This is a genomic window from Micromonospora sp. CNB394, from assembly GCF_000374985.1.
Classification (GTDB): Bacteria; Actinomycetota; Actinomycetes; order Mycobacteriales; family Micromonosporaceae; genus Micromonospora; species Micromonospora marina.
Genome location: NZ_KB895879.1, coordinates 14,993 through 16,702 on the forward strand (window position 1 = coordinate 14,993; position 1,710 = coordinate 16,702).

Here is a 1,710-nt window from a genome sequence, read left to right on the forward strand (position 1 = left end):
CGCCGACTGACCCGGCGAACCCAACACACCCGCCACATGCGCCGCCGTCACCTCACCGATCGAATGACCAGCCAGCATGTCCGGCACAATCCCGAACGACTCCACCAGACGGAACAACGCCACCTCGACGGCAAACAGCCCGGCCTGCGTGAAGACGGTCTGGTCCAGCAACTCCGCCTCGGGGCTGCCCGCCGACGCGAACAGCACCTCCCGCAACGGACGCGGCAGCAGCGGGTCGAGGTGCGCACACACCTCATCCAGCGCGGCGGCGAACACCGGGAACTCCGCCGACAAGTCCCGGCCCATGCCGGCACGCTGCGCACCCTGACCCGAGAACAGCAGCGCCATCTCGCCGCGTGCGGCGACGGCACCAGTCACGACGGCCCCCGACGGCTCGCCGGCCGCCACTGCCGCGAGGCCCGCCAGCAGCTCGTCCCGGCTCGCCCCGGACACCACCGCCCGGTGCTCCAACGCCGACCGCGACGTCACCGACGACCAGGCCACATCCACGCCGCGCGGGGCCTCGTCGACGCTCAGCCACCGCGCCCACCGGCCCGCCTGGCCGGCGAGTGCCGCGGCGTCACGGGCCGACAGCAGCACCGGCACCACCGGCGGCACCTCGCGGACGACGACCTCACCCTCGATCGTCTCGGCCGGCGGCTGCTCGATGATCACGTGCGCGTTCGTACCGGAGATCCCGAACGACGACACCCCCGCCCGACGCGGCCGGCCCACCCCCGGCCACGGCATCGCCTCGGTGGCCAGGGCCACCGCCCCGGCCGTCCAGTCGATGTGTGGGGACGGCTCGTCCACGTGCAACGTCGCCGGCACCAGACCATGCCGCATCGCCAACACCATCTTGATCACACCAGCCACACCCGCAGCCGCCTGCGCATGCCCGATGTTCGACTTCACCGACCCCAGCCAGAGCGGCCGATCGGCGGGCCGGTCCTGCCCGTACGTCGCCAACAACGCCTGCGCCTCGATCGGGTCACCAAGCGTCGTACCCGTACCGTGCGCCTCCACCACGTCCACGTCCGCCGGGACCAGACGCGCGTTCGCCAGCGCCTGCCGGATCACCCGCTGCTGCGACGGACCATTCGGCGCCGTCAGCCCGTTCGACGCACCATCCTGATTCACCGCGCTGCCCCGCACCACGGCGTAGATCTTCCGGCCCTCGCGCTGGGCGTCGGAGAGCCGCTGCACCAGCAACACGCCCACACCCTCGGACCAGCCGGTGCCGTCGGCCGACGCGGCGAACGACCTACACCGGCCGTCGGCCGACAGGCCACGCTGCCGCGAGAACTCCACGAAGGTGCCGGGCGTCGCCATCACCGTCACGCCACCGGCCAACGCCAGGTCGCACTCGCCGGAGCGCAACGCCTGCGCGGCGAGGTGCAGCGCCACCAGCGACGACGAGCACGCCGTGTCCACGGTGACCGCCGGCCCCTCCAGCCCGAAGGTGTAGGCGACCCGACCGGACAGCACGCTGCCGGAGGTGCCGGTCCCGACGTAGCCCTCCACCTCGGTCGGCAGGTCCATGAGCCGGGAGGCGTAGTCGTGGTACATGACACCGGCGAAGACACCCGTCCGGCTGCCCCGCAACTGCTGCGGGTCCAGCCCGGCCGACTCGAACGACTCCCACGACGCCTCCAGCAGCAACCGCTGCTGCGGATCCATCGCCAGAGCCTCACGCGGCGAGATCCCGAA

At 72.3% G+C, this 1,710-nt stretch carries 1 protein-coding gene; it reads right to left on the minus strand.

The genetic code is table 11. The features are described from left to right. On the minus strand, positions 1-1,710 hold a 1,710-nt coding region (locus C569_RS31440), incomplete at both ends, for a type I polyketide synthase (RefSeq protein WP_018789157.1).